General features: G+C 66.9%; 21 protein-coding genes and 2 tRNA genes. 8 read left to right on the forward strand and 15 right to left on the reverse strand.

The window, feature by feature from the left end:
- Positions 1–8 precede the first annotated feature (8 nt).
- Positions 9–809, forward strand: a complete 801-nt coding sequence (locus C461_RS16290; RefSeq protein WP_008000192.1) for an IclR family transcriptional regulator — start codon at positions 9–11, stop codon at positions 807–809.
- Between the two features lie 858 nt (positions 810–1,667).
- Here C461_RS16290 and C461_RS07975 read toward each other — a convergent pair.
- Positions 1,668–1,742: transfer RNA gene (locus C461_RS07975), tRNA-Val, on the reverse strand.
- An 83-nt stretch (positions 1,743–1,825) separates the two neighbouring features.
- On the opposite strand from C461_RS07975, the gene C461_RS07980 reads away from it, so the two are divergent.
- Positions 1,826–2,338: a hypothetical protein gene (locus tag C461_RS07980; protein ID WP_008000194.1), complete on the forward strand. Its 513-nt coding sequence runs from the start codon at positions 1,826–1,828 to the stop codon at positions 2,336–2,338.
- Between the two features lie 33 nt (positions 2,339–2,371).
- Here C461_RS07980 and C461_RS07985 read toward each other — a convergent pair whose 3' ends face one another.
- The 6 genes from C461_RS07985 to C461_RS15670 all read right to left on the reverse strand — a co-directional run bounded on the left by C461_RS07985 (position 2,372) and on the right by C461_RS15670 (position 5,014).
- Positions 2,372–2,650, reverse strand: coding sequence for a DUF7553 family protein (locus tag C461_RS07985; protein WP_008000196.1), 279 nt, complete (start codon positions 2,648–2,650; stop codon positions 2,372–2,374).
- Between the two features lie 75 nt (positions 2,651–2,725).
- Positions 2,726–3,259 carry a cob(I)yrinic acid a,c-diamide adenosyltransferase gene (locus C461_RS07990; protein WP_008000198.1) on the reverse strand — a complete coding sequence of 178 codons (534 nt, stop codon included), beginning with the start codon at positions 3,257–3,259 and terminating at the stop codon, positions 2,726–2,728.
- A complete protein-coding gene (locus C461_RS07995; protein WP_008000200.1) occupies positions 3,256–3,495 on the reverse strand; it encodes a glutaredoxin family protein in 240 nt (79 codons plus the stop codon). The genes C461_RS07990 and C461_RS07995 overlap by 4 nt, the downstream gene beginning before the upstream one ends.
- A gap of 130 nt (positions 3,496–3,625) precedes the next feature.
- A complete protein-coding gene (locus C461_RS08000; RefSeq protein WP_008000202.1) occupies positions 3,626–4,030 on the reverse strand; it encodes an acyl-CoA thioesterase in 405 nt (134 codons plus the stop codon).
- 138 nt (positions 4,031–4,168) lie between these two features.
- The gene (gene phoU / locus C461_RS08005; RefSeq protein WP_008000204.1) at positions 4,169–4,843 is read right to left on the reverse strand and encodes a phosphate signaling complex protein PhoU; all 675 of its coding nucleotides are present in this window, start codon (positions 4,841–4,843) and stop codon (positions 4,169–4,171) included.
- Between the two features lie 18 nt (positions 4,844–4,861).
- Entirely contained in the window at positions 4,862–5,014 is a 153-nt protein-coding gene (locus tag C461_RS15670; protein ID WP_156062196.1) for a hypothetical protein, read from the reverse strand.
- Positions 5,015–5,236: 222 nt separating this feature from the next.
- Between C461_RS15670 and C461_RS08010 the strand changes: the two genes are divergently transcribed.
- Positions 5,237–6,160 (forward strand): ferritin-like domain-containing protein, encoded by a 924-nt coding sequence (locus C461_RS08010; RefSeq protein WP_152418369.1) that lies wholly within the window; start codon positions 5,237–5,239, stop codon positions 6,158–6,160.
- A gap of 582 nt (positions 6,161–6,742) precedes the next feature.
- Here the strand turns inward: C461_RS08010 and C461_RS08015 are convergent.
- Positions 6,743–6,817 (reverse strand) — tRNA-Val (locus C461_RS08015).
- Positions 6,818–7,024: 207 nt separating this feature from the next.
- On the opposite strand from C461_RS08015, the gene C461_RS08020 reads away from it, so the two are divergent.
- Positions 7,025–8,146 (forward strand): M24 family metallopeptidase, encoded by a 1,122-nt coding sequence (locus tag C461_RS08020; RefSeq protein ID WP_008000207.1) that lies wholly within the window; start codon positions 7,025–7,027, stop codon positions 8,144–8,146.
- 39 nt (positions 8,147–8,185) lie between these two features.
- Here C461_RS08020 and C461_RS08025 read toward each other — a convergent pair whose 3' ends face one another.
- Complete coding sequence (locus tag C461_RS08025) at positions 8,186–9,592, reverse strand: NAD(P)/FAD-dependent oxidoreductase (protein ID WP_008000209.1); 1,407 nt, start codon at positions 9,590–9,592, stop codon at positions 8,186–8,188.
- A 224-nt stretch (positions 9,593–9,816) separates the two neighbouring features.
- Between C461_RS08025 and C461_RS08030 the strand changes: the two genes are divergently transcribed.
- Positions 9,817–11,172, forward strand: a complete 1,356-nt coding sequence (locus tag C461_RS08030) for a sodium-dependent transporter (protein WP_049906436.1) — start codon at positions 9,817–9,819, stop codon at positions 11,170–11,172.
- Between the two features lie 51 nt (positions 11,173–11,223).
- Here C461_RS08030 and C461_RS08035 read toward each other — a convergent pair whose 3' ends face one another.
- The 3 genes from C461_RS08035 to C461_RS08045 all read right to left on the reverse strand — a co-directional run bounded on the left by C461_RS08035 (position 11,224) and on the right by C461_RS08045 (position 13,518).
- Positions 11,224–12,054: a glycerophosphodiester phosphodiesterase gene (locus C461_RS08035; protein WP_008000213.1), complete on the reverse strand. Its 831-nt coding sequence runs from the start codon at positions 12,052–12,054 to the stop codon at positions 11,224–11,226.
- A 66-nt stretch (positions 12,055–12,120) separates the two neighbouring features.
- On the reverse strand, positions 12,121–12,777 hold the full coding sequence (locus C461_RS08040) for an AIM24 family protein (protein WP_008000215.1): 657 nt from the start codon (positions 12,775–12,777) through the stop codon (positions 12,121–12,123).
- 108 nt (positions 12,778–12,885) lie between these two features.
- Positions 12,886–13,518 carry a hypothetical protein gene (locus C461_RS08045; RefSeq protein ID WP_008000216.1) on the reverse strand — a complete coding sequence of 211 codons (633 nt, stop codon included), beginning with the start codon at positions 13,516–13,518 and terminating at the stop codon, positions 12,886–12,888.
- A gap of 187 nt (positions 13,519–13,705) precedes the next feature.
- On the opposite strand from C461_RS08045, the gene C461_RS08050 reads away from it, so the two are divergent.
- A complete protein-coding gene (locus C461_RS08050; RefSeq protein WP_008000218.1) occupies positions 13,706–14,116 on the forward strand; it encodes a hypothetical protein in 411 nt (136 codons plus the stop codon).
- 59 nt (positions 14,117–14,175) lie between these two features.
- Here C461_RS08050 and C461_RS08055 read toward each other — a convergent pair whose 3' ends face one another.
- The 3 genes from C461_RS08055 to C461_RS08065 are packed head-to-tail and all read right to left on the reverse strand — an operon-like array spanning position 14,176 to position 16,101.
- Positions 14,176–14,841, reverse strand: coding sequence for a cytochrome c biogenesis CcdA family protein (locus C461_RS08055; protein ID WP_008000220.1), 666 nt, complete (start codon positions 14,839–14,841; stop codon positions 14,176–14,178).
- 13 nt (positions 14,842–14,854) lie between these two features.
- The gene (locus C461_RS08060) at positions 14,855–15,400 is read right to left on the reverse strand and encodes a TlpA family protein disulfide reductase (protein WP_008000222.1); all 546 of its coding nucleotides are present in this window, start codon (positions 15,398–15,400) and stop codon (positions 14,855–14,857) included.
- On the reverse strand, positions 15,397–16,101 hold the full coding sequence (locus C461_RS08065) for an SCO family protein (RefSeq protein WP_008000223.1): 705 nt from the start codon (positions 16,099–16,101) through the stop codon (positions 15,397–15,399). The genes C461_RS08060 and C461_RS08065 overlap by 4 nt, the downstream gene beginning before the upstream one ends.
- Positions 16,102–16,274: 173 nt before the next feature.
- Here C461_RS08065 and C461_RS08070 point away from each other — a divergent pair, with 173 nt between their 5' ends.
- Both C461_RS08070 and radB read left to right on the forward strand, forming a co-directional pair.
- Positions 16,275–16,481 carry a cold-shock protein gene (locus tag C461_RS08070; RefSeq protein ID WP_008000225.1) on the forward strand — a complete coding sequence of 69 codons (207 nt, stop codon included), beginning with the start codon at positions 16,275–16,277 and terminating at the stop codon, positions 16,479–16,481.
- A 155-nt stretch (positions 16,482–16,636) separates the two neighbouring features.
- The gene (radB, locus tag C461_RS08075; protein ID WP_008000227.1) at positions 16,637–17,344 is read left to right on the forward strand and encodes a DNA repair and recombination protein RadB; all 708 of its coding nucleotides are present in this window, start codon (positions 16,637–16,639) and stop codon (positions 17,342–17,344) included.
- Positions 17,345–17,386 lie beyond the last annotated feature (42 nt).

A 17,386-nucleotide genomic window follows, 5' to 3' on the forward strand; every position in this document is an offset into this window, starting at 1 on the left:
AACCACTCATGACCGGATCCGGAACCCAACCCCGGCGGCTCGCGACGGTCGCGCGAGCGTGCGACATCGTGGCGGCTCTGAACGAACTCGGCGGCGCGGGGGTGACCGAGCTCGCCGAGCACGTCGACATCTCGAAAAGCTCGGCTCACGCGTATCTCAACACGCTGCGAGAACAACACCTCGTCGTCCGAGACGAAGGGAGGTACAGGCTGAGCCTCGAGTTTCTCTATCTCGGCAACGCGGTTCGGCACCGAGAGCCGTTGTTCGTATATGGACAATCCGTCGTCGAGGATCTGGCCGCGGACAGCGGCGAGTACGTCCACTTGATGTGTGAACAGCACGGCTTCGAGAGAAATATCTACAAATCCGCCGGCGAACACGCCGTCGGCGGGGAGTATCACACCACCAAAGAGCAACAGCCCGACTACCTCCACTTCACCGCGAGCGGCAAGGCCGTGCTGGCGGCGCTGCCCGAACAGCGAGTCGACTCGATCGTCGAGGAGCACGGATTACCGGAGAAGACACCGAACACGATCACGGACCCCGACGAACTGTTCGCGGAGCTATCGGCGATTCGCTCGCAGGGATACGCGATCAACGACGAAGAAGAGGTGATGGGGATTCGTGCCGTCGGTGCTCCGATCCGAGACGCGGACGGCGAGGTGCTCGGAGGGATCAGTATCTCCGGACCGACCGGCCGATTCACGCTGGATCGATGCCACGAGGTGTTCGCGGAGAAAATCACCGAGCGCGCGAACGTGATCGAAGCGAAACTCAACATGTCGAGCGCGAGCGAATCGCTTCGGTGACCGATCCGTTCGCATACTGCGAACGAGCTGGAGAGTCGTCGATCCCCCACTGGATCACCCCACAGCCGCCGTCCGCCCAGATGCGTTACAAGCCTATATGTGTAAAGTACTATCACTTCCGAGAGGTCTCACGGATCGTGCGACACGCAGAACGGCCGCGTCGTTCTGGACGACACGAACCTCGGCCGGAACGCGTGCGGGGGTGTCTGTGTAATTATTTCATTTTGACCATTTTATAGATACCACAGAAGATATATGTTTTTTAGAGCGTATCACACATATGGGTGCTAATACGCAGAGAACTATCTGTATCTGTGTTTTATATGGTAAAAACTACAAGTGTTATTTATATATTGCCTAAAATACACGGGTTTTATAGCTGACGTCGATCTCTCGTACCGGATCCTCTCTGCATGAGCGTATCGGCCGACACGTTCCACAATACTCGAGTATATCGCTAGTAACCGATTATCCCGTCTCTCTGCGTATCCTCCGAAACTATCTTTTCTCTAGATATATCGGATTTGGAGATATACTTAAATATGAGTAGATCTTACTCTCGCGCACCGACGGAACGATCGTTTCGACCGGCGGCCGTCGCGGTCCGTATCCCGCAGTACGGGTGGACGAACTACACCGTGCAGGTGTACTCCGCCGGTCAGAAACGTCTCTGCTGGGGTCGCCCGAATCGGCGCGCTCGCAGTTGCGGTGTCGACAGAAATGGGTTGGGCGGCTTCGAACCTCAGCCACCCCGCTCGCTAACGCTCGCTTCGTTCCCTGCTTCGAATCCGCGTCATCCATTCTGGCGGCACGGCTCCTCACTTGCGTCGCTCGTTCGTCGCAGTGTGCCGCCAGAAGTGGGTTGGGGCGGATTCGAACCGCCGACCTGCTCCGTGTGAAGGAGCCGTCATAACCTGGCTAGACCACCAACCCGCTCGTGTCGACGTATCCGACCTCGGGACTTAAGGGTTACTTTGTCGCGAGGATTCATTCGTCGAGCGCGCCAACAGGGCCGCGTGACCCACGAACTCCGCTTCCTCGAGCGCCTTCGGCAGCGCATCACGAGCCTGCTTCACCTGCCGCTTTCGGTGGTGGGACTATACGCCGAGCGGACGACGCCTCGCGACCAGTACGCGCTCACGCTCCGCGAGCCGTATCCCCTCGTCGAGGCGCGGCTCCACAGACTCGGATTCGTCCGCAATCTCGTCTCCTCGCTGAAGATCCGCGGGAGCACGCCCCCGGAGACGACCGTCGCGAGCTGGGTCCGCTACCCCGAGGGTGCGCTCGCGAGCGACGACCAACTCCACCTCGCGCTGTTCGTCGGCCCGAACGACGAGACGACCGACGTGTACGCACACTGGGAGCCCTCGTGGATCCGACACCCGATCCGCCACTACCGGGCGACCGCCGTCGACGCCGCCGCCGGCGTCGAGCGGACCCGCGACCTGTTCGAGCGCGCCGGGATCGAGTACGCGGTGGTGCCCGAGCGCGAACGGCTCGCGGTCGACGTTGACGGACCCGAAAAATAGTCGTATGCGCCGGTCGGCGGCCGAGTCGACCCGTTACTCCTCCGCGGCGGCGTCGCGGCCGCGGTACGCGTTCACGCGCTCGCGCGCCGAGGCGATCGCCTCGCGGGCTTCGCCCTCCGCGCGCTCTTCTAACTCCTTCAGATCCGCCTGGAGCCGGTCCAACCGCGAGGCCTCGGGCTCCTCGTCCTCGTCGGCGCCGACGAGGTCTTTCACGCGAGCCTGCAGCGGCTCCAGCTCCTCTTTCACGCCAGCCTTCGCGTGTTCGGCCGCGCGGCCGAGGTAGTACCGTGCGTCTTCGAAGTGTTTGCTCATATCTGCCCTTTGGCGGACAACGGATATATCCTTTGTGGCTACGCACGGAGGACAGAATTCGACGGGCGGCCGCGATCAGTACGACGGAGACTCCTCAGGCTCGCCGTCGCGGGCGTTCGCGACCCGCCCGAGGGTGAACAGCAGGTCTGACAGCCGGTTCAGGTACGTGACGACCGTCTCGTTGATCGGCTCCGATCGCGCGAGTTCCACGACTCGGCGCTCGGCGCGCCGCGTCACGGTCCGCGCGTGGTGGAGTCGGGCACCGGACTCGCCGCCGCCGGGGAGGATGAACGACCTGAGCGGCTCTAGTTCCTCGTCGAACTCGTCGATCCGGTCTTCGAGGGTCGCGACGATCTCGGTGTCCACCTGCGGATCGTCGGGATCGGGATCCGGGTTCGCGAGGTCCGCCTGCACCACGTGGAGGTGGTTTTGGATCGCCTCCAAGAGGCCGTCGAGGTCGTCGTGGCCGGTCGGGCGCACCGTGCCGATCAGCGCGTTCGCCTCGTCGACGGTCCCGTACGCCTCGATCCGCGGGCTGGACTTCGACACTCGGCTCATGTCCCGGAGGTCGGTGTCGCCTTCGTCTCCGCGCCCGGTGTAGATCGTCATTCGAGGCTCCGCTCGACGTACTCCAGGATGTTCGCACTCTCGGACATGGTCACCCCGCGCGCCTCGTCGACCAGTACGGGAACGCCGCGCTGGCCGCTGACTCGTTTCACGTCGTTGCGGTCGGAGTGGAGCGCGTCGACCCACTCGGTCTCGTACGCCACGCCGGCGGCATCGAGCGCGTCGGACACCTTCTCACACCAGGGACACCCGTCGAGGGCGTACAGTTGCACAGTCATACGCAAGCGATCGGCGCGCGGGAGCAAGAAGGTAGGGTGTCGCCGAACGGTTCGCGGCCGACAGGGGCGGTCCGGCTACGGCTCGGTGACGGTTTGGCTACGGCTCGGCGACGGTTTTGCTACAGTTCGGCTACAGCCCGTGGTACGACTCCATCTCCGACCGGTGTGCCTCCGGGAGCGGCGCGGGCTCCCCGGTCTCGGGGTCGAGTGCGACGAGCGTCGCGTCCGCGTCCGCGACGACCGCGCCGTCCGCGCCGGCCCGGATCTCGTGTGTCATCGTCACGCTGGAGCGACCGATCTCCGCGACGTCGACCGACACCGTGACCGTCCCGTCCGTCAGCTCGACCGGTCGCCGGAAATCGATCGAGAGCGACGCCAGCACGGTGGAGACGCGGGTGAGGTCGGCGTCGAGTACGTCGCGGAAGTACTCGGTCCGAGCCTGCTCGACGTACGTCGCGTAGACGGCGTTGTTGACGTGACCCATCGCGTCGATGTCGCGGAAGCGAACGTCGATCTCGGCGGTGTACGTGCTCATGGTGGTCACTCTCCAGCGTGGATAATGTAGGCGTCGGCATCGGACGGCGGCGCCGGGTTTCGCCGAGCGCTCGTCGGACCGGCCGCCGGTCTACCGACGCCGGCGAACCGCAGAGCCGCCGATCCGCGGAACCGCCGGTCAGTACAGCAACTCGTCGTCGTTCTCGATCATGTACAGCGACCGGGCCGCGATGTTGACGGCGTGGTCGCCGACCCGTTCGAGGTCGCGGATCGTCAGGAGGAGCCGGGAGACGTTCTGCATCGTCCCTTCCACGTCCGCCTTTTCGCGGAGATCATCGCGCTCGATGAGATCGCGGACGACGAGGTCGCTCGCGGCCTCGCAGGCCGCGTCGAGCTCGTCGTCGGCCTCGGCGACGGCGAAACAGCGCTCCGAGTCCGACTCCGCGTAGGCGTCCATCGCCTCGTCGAGCATCGCCAGCGTCTCGTCGCCGATACGCTGGACGTCAACGTCGGGGAACACCTCTTGGTCCGCCTGCTTGGCGTACTCGCCGAGATTCGTCGCGAGGTCGGCGATCCGCTCGAGGTCGGTGATGATCTTGAACGACGCAGCGATGAAGCGCAGGTCGCCCGCGACCGGCTGCTGGAGCGCGATGAGGTCGGTGCAATTGCCCTCTAACTCGAGGTAGAGGTCGTTGATTTCGGCGTCGCCGGTGATGACTTCTTCCCCCAGTTCCGAGTCCTGCTGTTCTAAGGCGTCGAGACCCATACGGAGCCGCTCGGCGACGACCTCGCTCATGTAGAGCACGTCGTCGCGGAGCCCCTCCAGTTTCGTCTGGTACTGTTCGCGTGGCATTGTGTTGGCGTAATCGCCTCACTCGACGTATAAAAACACGTCGGCGATTGCCTCTTGAGCTTCGGATGCGTCGATCACTGAGAAGAGTTTCCCTCCGAACGGCTCCTCGGAGCCCCGATCGCGCCGTGTTTCGGCGTCGTGCTTCGTGAGATCCGACGCTTCGGAGTGCATCAGCGCCACGCATCGGGAGTGTGAACCGACGAATCGCGTGTGGGCCGGCAGACCGCGTACAACGGAATTACTCCGAATGTGGTCGGAATACCGGGAGACGGCGTAAGTGCGACCGGAAATACAGCCGACTCGGTATTCTATCACACTCGCGTTTGTAAGCCGGACGGAGCGAATAATACGAGATATATAACAAAGAACTGACCCGTATTACGGTGGGGTGTGGTGAATCCGAACGCAGACGACAGCGAACGACTGACGGACAGTGCGACGATCAACACGCGGCGAAAGTTCATGATCGGGTCGGCCGGTGCGCTCGGCGGTCTCGCGCTCGGAGGCGCGTCCGTCGGGTCCGCGGTCGCCCAAGCGGATGATGAAGAAGAGAGCGAGAGCGAAGACGGCGGAGAGACCGAGCCGGTCGAAAGCGAGTTCGAGGACGACGTCGACATCCTCAATTACGCTCGGACGCTGGAGTTCCTCGAAGCGCGCTTCTACGCGGAAGCGCTGGAAAACATCGGTGAGGAGGCCTTCATGGAGACCCTCAGCGAGGAGGATCCGCTCCGTGATGGGATGTTCGGAGAACTCGAGACGATACAGGCCCACGAGGAAGCCCACGCCGAGGCGCTCGGGGCAGCGGTCGAGGAACTCGGAGGCGAGCCGGTCGAGGAGCCTGAGTTCGACTTCGGGGGGGTAGTGGAGGACCCCGTGGAGTTCCTCGAAACGGCCGCAGAGATCGAGGATGTCGGTGTGTCAGCGTACGCCGGTGCCGCACCCTATATCGAGAACGAAAACATCCTCGTTCCGGCGCTCGGAATCCACAGCGTCGAGGCGCGCCACACCTCGTACCTGCGGACGCTCAACGGCGACACGAACTTCCCGAATGTGGTCGACGCACCGCGGTCCCGGTCGGAGGTCGAGGAACTCGTCGCTCCGTTCATCGTCGGTATGGAAGAGCCGGATGACGAGGAGGAGGGTGACGAGGAGGAAGGTGAGGGCACCGACGCTCCCGAAGAGGAGAACGGCACCGACGCTCCCGAAGAGGAGAACGGCACCGACGCTCCCGAAGAGGAGAACGGCACCGACACTCCCGAAAACGGGAACGGTACCGACACTCCCGAAAACGGGAACGGTACCGACACCTCGAACTGACGGAGCAGCGAGCGGGACCACGGCGGAACAGCAATAGCGCCTCCGCCCGTGGTACCACCGGTCGTTCGCCTCCAGTGACGCCGATAGCCGCTCCGGTCTGAGAATCGGGTCCCGTGCCGACGAGACCGCGTCGGTCTCGATTGGACCCGACTCTTCTGTGACAGTTTCGAGGCTGAAACGTCTCCCAGGGGAGAGGGCGTCAATTTCGGTTGGTCGAGCGTACTCGGCGGTAACGCCGCCCTGTGATTCGTACGACACACTTTCCGACTATGTCCCATTTGGCAGTGAGCAGCTCGTCGATCTCATCGAAAAGTCCGCACCCTGCGGAGAGAAATCACCGCTTACGGAAAATTCAACGCAAAGCCTCGCGCTTCAGCGCGGAGAGGATGTCAATCTGCGACGCTGTCGCCGTCCTCCGGAACGACAGATCGATCCGACTCGTCGTGGTGACACGCTCCCCCACCTTGGAAGTGGATTTCGGCCTCGTGGCTTCCACAACTCGCGGGGTGCGCCTTCCGAGCTTGCGCCCCCGCTGGCGCGGTGCGGATGTCGACCGCTAACGGACCAAAACGAAAGTAGAAGTGGGTTGGGGCAGATTTGAACTGCCGGCCTCCTCCATGTCAAGGAGGTGTCATAACCGGACTAGACTACCAACCCGAGTGGGGCTTTCTGACGCATTTTCGTGTATCCGGGGGATATAATTGAACCTTTCGTTTCGGTCGCCGTCGCAGGGGTGCGGTCCCTCGATCGGCCGCCGGTCGCGTGAGGCGACCTGCGGCGCAGTGGCGGGGATACTCGTCGTCGCCGGCGTCGACCGCGGCCCGCTTTCGACCGGTTTTACTGGATTGACGAGAGTCGGTCGGTATGGTCGATCTCGCCGCCCGCACCGACAGGCTCGACGCGTACCTGGACGAGCGCGGGCTCGAAGCGGTCTGGTTCGCCAAGCCCAACGGGTTCGCGTGGCTCACGGGCGGCGACAACGTCGTCGACGCCGACGCCGACGTCGGCGTCGCGGCCGCGGGGTACGACGGCGACCTCCGCGTCGTCACCGACGACATCGAGGCTGCCCGCCTCGCCGAGGAGGAGCTCCCCGACGCGGTCGCCGTCGAGTCGTTCCCGTGGTACGCCGACTCGCTGGCCGACGCGCTCGCGGAGCGCTCGCCCGCGCCCGCCGCCGCCGACTTCGACGTGCCGGGCTTCGAGCGCGTCGACGGGAGCCGGCTGCGACAGCCGCTCACCGCCGCCGACGTCGAGCGCTACCGCGAACTCGGTCGCGAGGCCGCGGCGGCGGTCGAGACCGTCTGTCGCAATCTCGAACCCGAGGACCCCGAGTACGAGGTCGCCGCCGGGATCGATATCTCGCTCGCCTCCCGCGACGTCGACACCCCCGTCGTGCTCGTCGGCGGCGCCGAACGGGCACAGAAGTACCGCCACTACACACCGACCGACGCGGCGCTCGGCGACTACGCGCTCGTCTCCGTCACCGCCGAGCGGGCCGGGCTGTACGCCTCCCTGACGCGGACCGTCGCCTTCGACGCCCCCGACTGGCTGGAAGAACGGCACCGCGCGGCCGCTCGCGTGGAAGCGACCGCACTCGCCGCCACCGAGGCGGCGGCCGCCGGCGAACTCACGGACGCGGCCGGCCCGGACACCGCCGGCGACGTGTTCGCCGCGATCCGCGAGGCGTACGCCGCCGTGGGCTTCGCGGACGAGTGGAAGCGACACCACCAGGGCGGCGCCGCCGGCTTCGCGGGCCGCGAGTGGATCGCCACCCCGGAGGGAGACGAGCCGGTTCGGCGACCGATGGGATACGCGTGGAATCCGACGGTGCAGGGTGCGAAAAGCGAGGACACACACCTCGTCGCGGCGGACCGAACCGAGACGCTCACGAAGACGGGACAGTGGCCGACCCACGAGGTTGCACCCGTCGACGTCGAGGGGATCAGCGCGACGACGCGGGAGTTGACCGCGCCGGTGATCCGATAGGTCGGCCTTGCTGGCTGATTAAAAAAAAACGAACCGCCCTCAGTACACGTACTCGCTCTCGTCGATCCCGACGTAGTCCTTCTTGACGCGCCGCTTGTTCCACTTGTACCCGAGCAGGAGCTTCGCCGACTCCCAGCCGGAGCGGTACGGCTGCGAGAGCAGCCCGTCCCCCGCCTCGGCGGCGAGCATCGCGTCGGCCGCGCCGATGATCCGGTTCCAGTCGTCCGGGTCGTAGTCGGCCACCATGTCGGCCATCGTCACGTTACGGACGATCTCGTCGCCGATCGCCTCCTTCCAGCGCCGGTTGTAGGGCGCCAGATCGCCCGCGGCGGCCAACTCGCCGGCGATGGCGCCGGTGCGGACCGCGACGTGGTCGCCGCCCTCGTGGAAGGCGGAGGTCGTTCCCATCGCGCCGCCGACGACGGCGATTCCGGCGTCGGTCGGCGAGTCGATCGGTCGCGTCGAGGAGATCGGATACGTCTCCGTTCCGTTCCGCTTGCCGGCGTCCTCGACGATCGGGAAGTCCGTCTCGATGTCGTACTCGTCGCCGTACTGCCACTCCAGCAGGCGTCGGACGTACTCGCCGCCTCGCGGGATCGACTCGTCGTCCGCATCGAGGAGCGCGTAGGCGTCCCGGTCGAATTCGTCGATGTCGAGGCCGATCGGCATCGTCAGCCCGATCCGGCAGACGCGGTCCGCGTTCGGGAATATCCACGGGTAGGCGGTCTCGCCGGGCATCACGCCCCACCAGAAGACGAGGGCGTCGTTGACCTCCTCGAACACCGCTTCGGGGACGCGTCGGTACTCCTGATACGCGATGTGGTTCGCCGTCCGCGAGGCGAGGCGGTCGGAAGCGGCCGCGTCGGCGGGCAGGTACTCGTCGAGCACGCGGTTCGTGACGGTTCGCTGCGGGCCGTCGGCGAGCACCACGAAGTCCGCTCCGACCGATTCGCCGGAAGAGAGTTCGAGGGTGTGACGCGGGTCGTCGACGCTCGCGTCGCCGCCATCGCCCGGCGTCACGGCCAGATCGGTGTCGACGCCGCGGACGGACTCGCCGACGCGGTACTCGGCGCCGGCGTCCTCGGCGCGATCGCGGAGCCAGTCGTCGAAGCGGGCGCGCTGGAAGGTGTACCCGAACTTGTCGTACGAGGAGTCGATGCCGGTCGAGGTGAGCGTCGCGGCCTCGTCGGGGCCGCGAAACTCCGCGCGGTTCAGCTCCCGCTGCACGACGCCGTCGTCGAACTCGTCGGGGTGGATCCCCATGATGTCGACCCAGTAGTCCAGAATGCCCGCGGCGTCCGTCGAGTCGGGACCCAGTCGGTCCCTGTCCGCTCGGGGGACGCCCTTCTCGAAGACGAGGGCGTCGGCGCCGTCAGTCGCGGCCGCGTGCGCTGCGGAGGCCCCGGCCGGACCGCCGCCCACGATCGCGACGTCTACGCGTTCCATATCCCGTGAGGTAACCCTCCGGCTATTAAATTCACGGTCCAGTCCGAGACCGACGGTGGATCGACACGCGATTGACACGCGATCGGCACGCGATCGGCACGCAATTGACACGCGATCGACACGCCCCGGTCCGCACCCGACACGGATCGTTCAGGGACGTTCATTACTGGATACAGCGCCGGAGAGACACGTTTTTACCGGGGGGAGGAAGTGATCCGATACCAATGCCACGTGAGACATGGGCAACGCGAGCGGGCTTCATCCTCGCTGCGGTCGGCAGCGCGGTGGGGCTCGGGAACATCTGGCGGTTCCCGTTCATCACCGGACAGGAGGGCGGCGGCGCCTTCCTCGTCACCTACCTGCTTTTCGTCGCGCTCATCGGCTTCCCGGCGATCCTCGTCGAGTTCGTGATCGGGCGGTACACCAACCTGAACCCCGTCGGCGCGATACGGGAACTCGGCAGCGGGGCGTGGAACTACCTCGGCTGGCTGTTCGTCGTCACCGGCTTCGTCATTCTCTCGTACTACAGCGTCGTCGCCGGGTGGTTCCTCCGGTACACGCTCATCGGAGTCACCGACGGCTACGCGCTCGCCGGCCCCGAAGAGGCCGGGGCGCTGTTCGGCACCGTCTCGACCGGACTCGACTCGCTGCTCTTCCACGCCGTGTTCATGGCGCTGGTCATCGGGATCATCGCCGCGGGCGTGCGGAAGGGCATCGAGATCGGCGTGAAGGTGATGGTGCCCGCGATCATCGCGCTGCTCCTCGGACTCGCGGCGTACGCGTTCACGCTGGACGCGTCGACGGCCGCGTACAGCTACTACCTCTCGCCCGACTTCGGCTACCTCGCGGCGAACTGGGCGAGCATCCTGCCGGCGGCCGCCGGACAGGCCTTCTTCACGCTCTCGCTCGGGATGGGCGTGATGATCACCTACGCCTCCTACCTCGGCGAGGACCGGAACCTCGCGGCCGACGCGGGCGTGATCGTCACCCTCGACACCCTCATCGCCGTCATCGTCGGCTTCGTCGTCTTCCCCTTCCTCTTCGCGGCCGGGATCGAACCCGGATCGGGCGGCGCAAGCGCGATCTTCGTGAGCCTCACGTCCGCGTTCGCCGGGATTCCCGGCGGTCGCATCCTCGGGGTCGTGTTCTTCGCGATGGTCGGGATCGCGGCGCTCTCCTCTGCGATCAGCATTCTCGAAGTCCTCGTCTCGTACCTGATCGACGAACTCGGCGTCGCCCGCGTGCCGGCGTCGGTGGCGCTCGGTGTCGCCGTCTTCCTGCTGGGCGTGCCCGTCACGATCGACCTGATCTTCCTCGACCTGTACGACAAACTGGCCGACGGCGTCCTGCTCGTGTTGGGGTCGCTGCTGCTCGCGCTGTTCGTCGGCTGGGTGATCCCCGAGATCGCCCGCGAGGAGCTCGAACGGGGAATCGGCGCCCTCGGCGGCTTGGGCGACGCCTGGATCTGGATCGTCCGGATCCCGATCGTGATCGTCGTGCTCATCTCGCTGTACCTCGGGATCGTCGACTACGTCGACTTCCTCACCGGGGACCTCGCCGAGTGGCTGGCCGCGCGGTAAGCGAGCCGCACCGGACCGCCGAACGCTTTTTTTTAAATGTCGACAGTCGTCTCAGTCGCGCAGGAGCGTTGAGTAGTCCGCGATGACCCCATCGACGCCCGCCGCCGCGAGGCGGTCGGCCTGATGCCACGTCTCGACGGTCCAGACGTTCACCGCGCGTCCCTCGTCGTGCGCGGCGGCGACGATCGACTCGCCCCCGACGTCGTCGGGAGCGCCGAACCGCTCCGCGTCGAAAAACGGCGTGCCCCGAATCGCGTCGAGCGGCGGGTGGATCGCGGCCGCCTCGTGCTCGCGGGCGATCGCGAGTCCAGCCGCGACGGACCGAGACACCAACGGAGCGACCGGCAGCGACGACAGCTCCCGGACCGCCGCGAGCGCGCCCTCGCAGAACGACGAGAACAAGAGGTCGTTGTCACGCCCCTCCGTCGCGTCGAGCACGCGGTCGACGAAGGGGCGCCAGACGGCCGTCCGGTCCGCGAGCGCGTCGGCGGCGAGCTTCTCGTCGGGGCGGAGGTCCCACCGACCGGGGTTCTTGAGCTCGACGTTCACGCCGACGGCCGGGGGGACCGCGTCGAGCACCTCCGCGAGTAGCGGGACGGTCTCCCCGCTGTCGAGCACCTCCGCGCCGGTGACCGCGGCGGTGTCCGTCTCCCAGACGACGCCCGTCGCGTCGGTGAGCCCCCGCTCGCCGCGACCGGAGAGCTCCGCGTCGTGAACGACGACCACGTCGCCGTCGGCGGTGGGCATGACGTCGACCTCGATCCAGTCGGCTCGGCGGTCGGCGGCTCGCTCGACGGCGGCCACGGTGTTCTCCGGGTTCTCGCCGGCGAACCCGCGGTGGGCGATCAGGGTCGGGTCACCGGCGGCTGCGCGGTCGTCCATCGATCGACGGCTCGGCGGGGCGAAAAAAATAGCTGTCGCCGCGCTCGGCAGCTGTCGGGTCGCGAACTAGACGTGCTCCTCGTACGGCTGCACGACGACGAATCCGCCCGAGCCGTCGAACCGCATCTGGTACCGCTCACCGGACTCCTGGCCGACCATGTCCGAGAGGCTGCGGTTCACCTCGACGTTCGGTGTAGTCTCGCCCCAAGCGACCGTCGCGCTCGGGTCGGTCGACACCGGCGGCTCGAGGACGATCGGATCGCCGTGGGTGGTGAGCGCGACGTAGCCGGGACCTTCGAGGTAGACGTTGCTGAACCCGCCGGCGAACGCGCCGGCGAGACTGTCGATCGTGTTGATCTCGTAGGAGAGCGACTCCTGGAACGCGAGGACGTCCTCGCCGTTGACCGTGATCGACTCGCCGTCGGCGAGTTCGACGACCTGCACCTTCTTCCCGTCGTCGGCGAGGTACGCGTGTCCCCGACCCTCGACGGCCATGACGGGAGTTCCCTCGCCGGTCGCCGCCTGCTTGAGGAATCCGGTGATGCCGCCTTCGGCGGAGGCCTTCCCGGTGAACGAGAGGTCGCCCGTGTACGCGATCATCGATCCGGCCTTCGCCATCACGGTGCCGTCGACGCTGACGTCGAGGGTGTAGCTGTTCTCGCGCTGGAACGGTTCCGCGCTCTCCGTCGGCGCGTTCTCGGCTGCGAACTGATCTAAGTTCATGTGCGGGGACCGAACCGTCGGGTTCGGCTACGGGCCGTTTCCTCGCAATCGATTATCAATCTTGGTCCTTCGTGGTCGGCGCCGCGAGCCTTCCGGGCGCCGGCCCGTTCACTCCAAGAGGATCGTGAGACCCCACCGGCCCGACTGCTCGGGGTCGGACCCCGGGTCGCCGATCGTGACGGGCGTTTCGAACCGGTACTCCCCGACCGGGAGGCAGGCGTCCTCGCCCGGCGCCCCGTAGAGGTCGACCGTTCGGCTGCTGGACCCGCCGGCGTCGATCTCGAACGTGCGGAACTCCTCGGTGACGGCCACGCCGTCCGTGAGTCGCCAGCAACCGGGCTCGGCCGGATACCCCCCGTCGCTCGGAAGGAACACGAGCGCGTCGGTGTCGTCGTACACGTACTCGAGGTGGACCGCACGGCCTTCGCCGACCGTGACCGACTCGTCGCTCGTGTTCTCGAGGACCGTCCGGATCCGCGGCGGCGACTCCTCCGTCGCGGCCTCGCGGACGACCTCGACGGAGGGAACGACGGGGAGGCCGTCGGCGGCGTCGACCGAGACGACCGTGATCCCCGGCCCGCCCGTTCCCTCGGGACGCGTTCCGCCCGCACCGTCGCTATCGTTCCCGCCGTCGTCGCCGTCGCCGCCGCCCGGCGGATCTCGGCCGAGACACCCGGCACCAATGAGCAGGGCCGATCCGCCGCCGATGCCGCTGAGGTACCGCCTTCGCGTCGTGACCATAGTCGTATCAGGACGCAGATACGTATATGAATGTCTCTGAGTCGACGCGTTCCGACGCGTTCCGACGCGATCGATCGGCGCTCGACGATCGGCGCTCGACGATCGGCCGTGGAGGGAGCGTCGCCGCTCGAGAGGACGCCGTTTGCGCGCCAACAGGGCTATGACGCCCGCGGCTGGGGAAGCGCATATGACGGATCGCTCCCTCGCCGCGATGGGAATCGTCGCGCTGATCTTCCTCGGCGGCTTTCTCGGCGGCATCGGCGGCGATGCGGTCGGCCCTCGAGAGTACCCGGAACGGCCGCCGACGGTGGACGCGGAGACGGCCGGCCCGTACGCCGCCGCATACGAGGAGGTGTACCGGCACAACCGGACCGTCGAGGAGGAGACCGAGACGATCCGGGAGATCGTCGTCGGCGCGGGCGTCGTCTCGGTGAGCGAGCGGGACGACGGTTACGATATCGTCGTGAGCGTCGACTACTACTGGACGTTCGGCGCTGACGGCCCCGACCGGCCGATCGTGATCGCCGACGGCGAACCGTACGAGGCGACCTCCTTCGTGAACGAAACGACGACCGACCGACTCGGGGACACGCTCTGACGACCCGGGGACACGCTCTGACGACCCGGGTCGGCGTTTCGGCTCGACTCCGCAACCGGTCAGTAGACGACCAGCGAGAGGTACAGCTGGCCGGCACCGGCGACGATCATCACCGCGCCCGCGAGGCGTTTCAGGGAGTCGGCGTGAGTCATTACCCGGTTCGCGTTGCTGATCAGCCCGACGCCCGTCGCGACTGTCGTCGCGGCCATCAAGGCCGCGACGACGCCGGCGTACACCGAGAGGACGAGGAAGGCGGCGTCGTCGGGAAGCGCGATGGCGCGCGCGACCACGGCGAGGAATACCGGTGCGACACAGCCCGCCCCGGCGAGCGCGTACCCCGCCCCGAACACCCCGAACCCGAAGACGCTCGACCGTCGCTTCGGCAGCGACACGGAGATAGAGGGGCCCCAGCCGGCGACGACGAGCAGCCCGAAGACGATGAGCAGTCCGCCCACGAGCGTCTCGAAGACGGTGATGTTCGACAGCGCCGACTGTCCGACCTGGACGGTGGCGCCCGCGAGCAGCGTGAACGTCGCGAGCACGCCGACCGCGGCCGCGAGGCCGCGCACCCCCGCGCCGGTCACCGAGGCTTGGTCGGCGTCGACGGAGTTCACGTAGAACCCGACGTATCCCGGCAAGAGCGGGTACGCGCACGGCGAGAAGAACGTCGCGACCCCCGCGGTCACGGCGAACGGCACGTTGGTCGCGAGCGAGACGTCGGTCATCGGACCCGTCCCGTCATCGGTCGAGCGCTCTCTCGATGCCGTCGACGAACTCCTCCGTGGTGTGGGTCCCGGAGGTCGACCAGCGGACGCGTCCCGTCGCGTCGACGGCGCGCGCGCTCGGGTAGCCGCCGACGTTGAGCCGGGCGGCGAGCTCGGCCGAGACGTCGGCCGCGACGAGCCAGTCGCCGTCGTGGTCGGCCCACCACTCGGCGACCGTCTCCTCGCTGACCGCGTCGCCGACGTCCTCGGTCGTCACCGAGACGAACAGCGCCTCGTCGCCGATCCGGTCGTGCGCCGCGACGAGGTCGGGCATCTGCTCGGAACAGGGCGCACACCACGTGCCGAAGAAGTCGATGAACGTCGGGCGGTCGGGCGCCGGAAGGGTCACCTCGCCGTCGCGGCTTCCCGGCGCCTCGACCGTGGCGATCGTCACCGGCTCGATCGGCTCGGCCGCGTCGCCGCCGCCGAGCGCGTCGGGCGCGTTCCCGCTCGCGACGACTCCGGCTCCGCCGAGGACGCCGACGCTCGCGAGCCCGGCGAGGAGGTGGCGACGCCTCACGCGGTGACCACCCGTTCGAAGTCGTCGACGAGCCGTTCGATGTCCGTCTGCGGCCCCCTCGGGTACACCCGCTCGACGATCCCGTCTTTGTTGGCGAGGAGGATAATCCCGACGTGGGGGAACTGGTACTCCAGGTTCTCGTGCTCGTCGGCGTCCCGCTTCTCGATCATGAGCCCGAACTGCTCGTCCATCAGCTCCCGTCCGCGCTCGTAGCTCTCGGGCCGGAGGAAGTGCCAGTTACCCGCGTCGAGGTCGACCCCGCGCTGGTCGGCGTACTCGCGGAGCACCTCCGCGGTGTCCTGTTCGGGATCGAACGTGAGCGAGAGGAACGCCGCCTCGTCGCCGACCCCCTGCTCGGCGGCGTACTCCTGCGCGCGCCGGAGACGGAGGATGAGCGCCGGGCAGACGCCGTCGGGGCAGTTCGTGTAAAACGAGGTCCACAGCACGGCGCGCTCGCCCTCGAGGCCCTCGGTGGACACCGTCTCGCCCGTGATCGGATCGGGAACGGCGATATGCGGCATCTCGTCCCCGTAGCTCGGGTGGGACGCCTCGCTCAAGTCTCTCTCGGGCGGCCCGAGAATCGTTCCCTCAGCGCCCGAGTCACCGAGCCCGCCTAGCCCGCCGAGACAGCCGGCGGTCGCGGCGGTGGAGACGGTCGCAGTCGCGGCGCCGAGCGACCGGAGGTAGGTGCGGCGATCCATGTGTATACGCCTAGCTACGTGGACGCTCGTAAATGAACCTCGCGGCTGGTTGCATCCGGTGAGCACAGCCACCGCGGGGGCGATCGAAGCGATCGTGACAAACGTCCGGAAACGGTCGTGGTACCACGACCCTCGCAAGCGTTATCCCCGAAACGCCTGTATGTTTGGTTGTAATGGCAAACGGTAAGGTTGACTTCTTCAACGACACTGGCGGCTACGGTTTCATTTCGACTGACGACGACGGCGTGGACGACGACGAGGACGTGTTCTTCCACATGGAAGACGTCGGCGGCCCGGACCTCGAGGAGGGCCAGGAGGTCGAGTTCGACATCGAGTCGTCCCCCAAGGGACCCCGCGCGACGAACCTCACTCGCAACTAATTTCGGATCCCGGCCGTCGGTCCGCGTGATCGACCGCTGATCCGCTTTTCCACACTCTCAACTTCCGACGAGCGACGCGTCCGCTGGCGGTCCGCAGACGCGTTTCGTCGACGGAATCGATTGTTTAAGTAGGAGCCCGTCTGAACGACCCGGTAGTGAGCGATCCGATTCCGACCGGCTGCCGACCGGTCGACGACCTGTTGGGCGGCGGGTTCGAGCGCGGCGTCGTGACGCAGGTGTACGGCCCGCCGGCCGCCGGCAAGACGAACCTCGCGCTCGCGGCGGCGGTCGAGGTCGCGGCGCGGGGCGACCGCGCGCTGTACATCGACACCGAGGGGCTCTCCATCGACCGCTTCGAGCAGCTCGCGGCGGGGCAGGTCGACCGGTCCGACACCGACGAGACGGTCGAAGAGATCGCCTCGCGGCTCGTGATCTCGGAGGCGTACGACTTCGACGACCAGCGCGAGGCGGTCCGCGACGCCGAGGAGCTCGCCGGCGAGGTAGACCTGATCGTGTTAGACTCCGCGACCGGCTTCTACCGGCTCGAACGCGCCGGCGACACCGAGGGCGGCGAGTCGCTCCGGAAAGTCGCCAAACAGGTGACGCACCTCCTCTCTCTGGCCCGCCGACACGACTTGGCCGTCGTGATCACCAACCAGGTGTTCACCGATCCCGACAGCGACCGCGACCGCGCGCTCGGCGGTAACACGCTCAACCACTGGACCGGTGCCATCCTCCGCGTCGACCGGTTCCGTGGCGGCAACCGGCGGGCGACGCTCGAAAAACACCGATCGAAGCCCGCTGGCGACACGACGACGTTCCGGATCGTCGCCGACGGACTCGCTGAAGGCGTGGAGTCGTAAGCGTCGCCCCTGTCGGGAGAGTTATGAACGCCGCGCCGGCCT

Source organism: Halorubrum aidingense JCM 13560, from assembly GCF_000336995.1.
GTDB lineage: Archaea > Halobacteriota > Halobacteria > Halobacteriales > Haloferacaceae > Halorubrum > Halorubrum aidingense.

Excerpts from the sequence above, each read along its gene's own strand:
- C461_RS16290 (WP_008000192.1), top strand. The coding sequence starts at position 9 with ATGACCGGATCCGGAACCCAACCCCGGCGGCTCGCGACGGTCGCGCGA.
- C461_RS07985 (WP_008000196.1), bottom strand. The coding sequence starts at position 2,650 with ATGAGCAAACACTTCGAAGACGCACGGTACTACCTCGGCCGCGCGGCC.
- C461_RS07990 (WP_008000198.1), bottom strand. The coding sequence starts at position 3,259 with ATGACGATCTACACCGGGCGCGGAGACGAAGGCGACACCGACCTCCGG.
- C461_RS07995 (WP_008000200.1), bottom strand. The coding sequence starts at position 3,495 with ATGACTGTGCAACTGTACGCCCTCGACGGGTGTCCCTGGTGTGAGAAG.
- C461_RS08000 (WP_008000202.1), bottom strand. The coding sequence starts at position 4,030 with ATGAGCACGTACACCGCCGAGATCGACGTTCGCTTCCGCGACATCGAC.
- phoU (WP_008000204.1), bottom strand. The coding sequence starts at position 4,843 with ATGCCACGCGAACAGTACCAGACGAAACTGGAGGGGCTCCGCGACGAC.
- C461_RS15670 (WP_156062196.1), bottom strand. The coding sequence starts at position 5,014 with ATGCACTCCGAAGCGTCGGATCTCACGAAGCACGACGCCGAAACACGG.
- C461_RS08020 (WP_008000207.1), top strand. The coding sequence starts at position 7,025 with ATGGTCGATCTCGCCGCCCGCACCGACAGGCTCGACGCGTACCTGGAC.
- C461_RS08025 (WP_008000209.1), bottom strand. The coding sequence starts at position 9,592 with ATGGAACGCGTAGACGTCGCGATCGTGGGCGGCGGTCCGGCCGGGGCC.
- C461_RS08030 (WP_049906436.1), top strand. The coding sequence starts at position 9,817 with ATGCCACGTGAGACATGGGCAACGCGAGCGGGCTTCATCCTCGCTGCG.
- C461_RS08035 (WP_008000213.1), bottom strand. The coding sequence starts at position 12,054 with ATGGACGACCGCGCAGCCGCCGGTGACCCGACCCTGATCGCCCACCGC.
- C461_RS08040 (WP_008000215.1), bottom strand. The coding sequence starts at position 12,777 with ATGAACTTAGATCAGTTCGCAGCCGAGAACGCGCCGACGGAGAGCGCG.
- C461_RS08045 (WP_008000216.1), bottom strand. The coding sequence starts at position 13,518 with ATGGTCACGACGCGAAGGCGGTACCTCAGCGGCATCGGCGGCGGATCG.
- C461_RS08050 (WP_008000218.1), top strand. The coding sequence starts at position 13,706 with ATGACGGATCGCTCCCTCGCCGCGATGGGAATCGTCGCGCTGATCTTC.
- C461_RS08055 (WP_008000220.1), bottom strand. The coding sequence starts at position 14,841 with ATGACCGACGTCTCGCTCGCGACCAACGTGCCGTTCGCCGTGACCGCG.
- C461_RS08065 (WP_008000223.1), bottom strand. The coding sequence starts at position 16,101 with ATGGATCGCCGCACCTACCTCCGGTCGCTCGGCGCCGCGACTGCGACC.
- C461_RS08070 (WP_008000225.1), top strand. The coding sequence starts at position 16,275 with ATGGCAAACGGTAAGGTTGACTTCTTCAACGACACTGGCGGCTACGGT.